The sequence below is a fragment of the Streptomyces sp. NPDC059785 genome (assembly GCF_042732375.1).
Classification (GTDB): Bacteria; Actinomycetota; Actinomycetes; order Streptomycetales; family Streptomycetaceae; genus Streptomyces.
This window is the reverse complement of the sequence record NZ_JBHWHV010000107.1, coordinates 1-3,479: the sequence shown is the minus strand read 5'-3', so window position 1 is coordinate 3,479 and position 3,479 is coordinate 1. Positions and strand designations below refer to the sequence as shown.

The following is a 3,479-nucleotide window of genomic DNA, read 5'->3' as shown; positions in this document are numbered from 1 at the left end:
GGGTCAGCGCCCCGTAGGGGGCGCGGGGAACTGCGCGCTCAGCCAGGACGGACCCGCGGCCGGGGCACGGCGGCCGGAGTTACGGCGGCCGGAGTTACGGCGGCCCGGCGCCGTCGGCGGGATGAGACGCGGTGGGGGCAGCGCCCGGCAAGGGGTGCGGGGAACTGCGCGCTCAGCCGGGACGGACCCGCGGCCGGGGCACGGCGGCCGGAGTCACGGCGGCCCCGCAGCGGTCCGATGGCCAGGCGGCCGTCAGCACGGACGTTTCCGCAGCTCCATCACATAGTCGTGCGGCGCCCCCGCCGACTCCGCCGCGTCCGCGACCTCGCCCAGGTACCGGGCCGAAGGCAGCCCGCCCTCGTAACCGTTCAGCACGTACACCCACGCGGGCTCCTCGCCCTCCAGGGTGTGGACCCGTACCCGCATCCGGCGGTACACGTCGAGGCCGACGCCCTCCCACCGGTCCATGGACTCCTCGTCCGGCGGCGCGATGTCGTACAGCGCCACGAACACCTGCGAGCGCGGCGCCTCGACGATCGTCGCCAGCGCGCCCTCCCACCCCATGTGCTCGCCGCCGAACGTCAGCCGCCAGCCGTTCAGCCAGCCCGTGGCACGCAGCGGCGAGTGCGGGGCGCGGCGCGTCATGAGCCGCGCGTCGAGATTGCCGGCGTACGCGGCGTAGAGCGACATGGGGTCGAGGGTACGGCAGCGACCACCTCCCTCCCCGCGTCCGGGACGCCCCGGTTCCGCGTCCGGGTCGCCCCCGGTCCCGTACCCCGGAGTGGCCCCTGAGCACAGACGGTGGCCCCCGGGCGGAAGCACCTTGAAGCGTGCGGGACAATGGAGTACGTGACTCGGATCGTGATCATCGGTGGCGGACCCGGCGGATACGAGGCGGCCCTGGTGGCCGCCCAGCTCGGCGCGGAGGTGACCGTCGTCGACTGCGACGGCCTGGGCGGGGCGTCGGTGCTCACCGACTGCGTCCCGTCCAAGACCCTCATCGCGACGGCCGAGGTGATGACCACCTTCGACTCCTCGTACGAGGAACTCGGCATCATCGTCGCCGACGACACGCCCCCCGAGCAGCAGGCCGCCCGCGTGGTCGGCGTCGACCTCGGCAAGGTCAACCGCCGGGTGAAGCGCCTCGCGCTCGCCCAGTCGCACGACATCACCGCCTCCGTGACCCGGGCCGGCGCCCGCGTGATGCGCGGCCGCGGCCGGCTCGACGGTCAGCAGGCCATGGACGGCTCCCGCAAGGTCGTCGTGCGGGCCGCCGACGGCACCGAGGAGACCCTCGTCGCCGACGCCGTGCTGATCGCGACCGGCGGGCACCCCCGTGAGCTGCCCGACGCGCAGCCGGACGGCGAGCGCATCCTGAACTGGACCCAGGTCTACGACCTGGACGAGCTGCCCGAAGAGCTCATCGTCGTCGGGTCCGGTGTCACCGGTGCCGAGTTCGCCGGTGCCTACCAGGCGCTCGGCTCCCGCGTCACGCTGGTCTCCAGCCGCGACCGGGTGCTCCCCGGCGAGGACCCGGACGCCGCGGCCGTCCTGGAGGACGTCTTCCGGCGCCGCGGCATGAACGTCATGTCCCGCTCCCGCGCGCAGGCCGCCAAGCGCGTCGGCGACCGCGTCGAGGTCACCCTCTCCGACGGCCGCGTGATCAGCGGCACGCACTGCCTGATGGCCGTCGGCGCGATCCCGAACTCCCAGGGGATGGGTCTGGAGGAGGCCGGGGTCAAGCTCAAGGAGTCCGGGCACATCTGGACCGACAAGGTCTCCAGGACCTCGGCCCCCGGCGTGTACGCGGCCGGTGACGTGACCGGAGTCTTCGCGCTCGCCTCCGTGGCCGCCATGCAGGGCCGGATCGCGATGTACCACTTCCTCGGCGACGCGGTCGCCCCGCTGAACCTGAAGACCGTCTCGTCGAACGTGTTCACCGACCCGGAGATCGCCACTGTCGGCTACAGCCAGGCCGACGTCGACGCGGGCAAGATCGACGCCCGGGGCGTGAAACTGCCGCTGCTGCGCAACCCGCGGGCCAAGATGCAGGGCATCCGTGACGGCTTCGTCAAGATCTTCTGCCGCCCCGGTACGGGCATCGTGGTCGGCGGTGTCGTCGTCGCGCCGCGCGCCTCGGAACTGATCCATCCCATCTCGATCGCGGTCGACAACAATCTGACGGTCGAACAGATCGCGAATGCGTTCACCGTGTATCCGTCCCTGTCGGGCTCGATCGCGGAGGTCGCCCGGCAACTCCACACGCGGAAGACGGCCGGCGAGTCCTGACGGCGGCGAGGGGCCGCTGAGGCGGCAGCGGACCGGGGCGAAGCGTTTCCTCGCTGGTCACGGCGGGACACGGGCCATGCGGGCGGCATAGTCATGCGGCCTAGGCGCCTATACCACTTCCGGTACCTTGCTGCGAACAACTTCTGTTATTCGGCGCAAACTGCTGAAAGCAGACGGTCGTTGGGGTTACTGTCAGTTTCGTGTTCGCTGCAGAACGTCGCCAATTGATCCTCGAAATGGTGCGAGCGAATGGGGCCGTGTCGCTCCGTGAGCTCGCCCGCGTCGTCCAGACCTCCGAAGTGACCGTACGGCGGGACGTGCGCGCACTGGAGGCAGAAGGACTCCTCGACCGCCGGCACGGCGGTGCGGTGTTGCCGGGCGGGTTCACGCGAGAGTCCGGCTTCCCGCAGAAGTCCCATCTCGCGACCGCCGAGAAGACGGCCATCGCCGATCTCGCCGCGGGTCTCGTCGAAGAAGGCGAGGCCATCGTGGTGGGGGCCGGGACCACCACACAGGAGCTGGCCCGCCGGCTCGCGCGGGTGCCCGGCCTGACCGTCGTCACCAACTCGCTGCTGGTGGCCCAGGCGCTGGCCCACGCCAACCGCGTGGAGGTCGTGATGACCGGCGGCACCCTGCGTGGTTCCAACTACGCCCTCGTCGGCAGCGGGGCCGAGCAGTCCCTCCAGGGGCTGCGGGTCTCGCGGGCCTTCCTCTCCGGCAGCGGTCTGACCGCCGAGCGCGGCCTGTCCACCTCCAACATGCTGTCGGCGTCCGTCGACCGCGCGCTGGTGCAGGCGGCCGCGGAGGTCGTCGTCCTCGCCGATCACACCAAGCTCGGCACCGACACGATGTTCCAGACGGTGCCCACCGATGTGATCACCAGGCTGGTGACCGACGAGCCGCCCGCGCACGACGACCGCGCGGCCACGGAGTTGCAGGCCCTGGCCGACCAGGGCGTGCAGATCGCGGTGGCCGGTTCGGCGTCCGGCGGCGCGGCGGGAGATTCCGTCCCGGCGGGGCGCCAGCCGCGCCGGGACGTGCCGCTCCCGGGACCGCGCCGCGGTCAGGTGCCGGGCACCGGGACCCCGCTGCGCTCCGCGACCGTCCTGGGGGAGCAGTCCCCCGGGGAGCGGGCGCGGGTGGCGGACCTGCGCCGCCGCTGACACCGGCGCCGCCGGCGACGTCGGAGC

The 3,479-nt window shown here is 72.5% G+C and carries 3 protein-coding genes; 2 read left to right on the top strand and 1 reads right to left on the bottom strand.

What is annotated here, in order from left to right; translation table 11 throughout:
* Positions 1–252: 252 nt before the first annotated feature.
* Positions 253–690, bottom strand: coding sequence for a gamma-glutamylcyclotransferase (locus tag ACFV6E_RS41660; protein ID WP_385169381.1), 438 nt, complete (start codon positions 688–690; stop codon positions 253–255).
* A 150-nt stretch (positions 691–840) separates the two neighbouring features.
* Here ACFV6E_RS41660 and ACFV6E_RS41655 point away from each other — a divergent pair, with 150 nt between their 5' ends.
* Complete coding sequence (locus tag ACFV6E_RS41655; protein ID WP_385169379.1) at positions 841–2,289, top strand: NAD(P)H-quinone dehydrogenase; 1,449 nt, start codon at positions 841–843, stop codon at positions 2,287–2,289.
* Positions 2,290–2,489: 200 nt separating this feature from the next.
* Positions 2,490–3,452 (top strand): DeoR/GlpR family DNA-binding transcription regulator, encoded by a 963-nt coding sequence (locus ACFV6E_RS41650; RefSeq protein ID WP_385169377.1) that lies wholly within the window; start codon positions 2,490–2,492, stop codon positions 3,450–3,452.
* Positions 3,453–3,479 lie beyond the last annotated feature (27 nt).

Excerpts from the sequence above, each read along its gene's own strand:
- ACFV6E_RS41655 (WP_385169379.1), top strand. The coding sequence starts at position 841 with ATGGAGTACGTGACTCGGATCGTGATCATCGGTGGCGGACCCGGCGGA.
- ACFV6E_RS41660 (WP_385169381.1), bottom strand. The coding sequence starts at position 690 with ATGTCGCTCTACGCCGCGTACGCCGGCAATCTCGACGCGCGGCTCATG.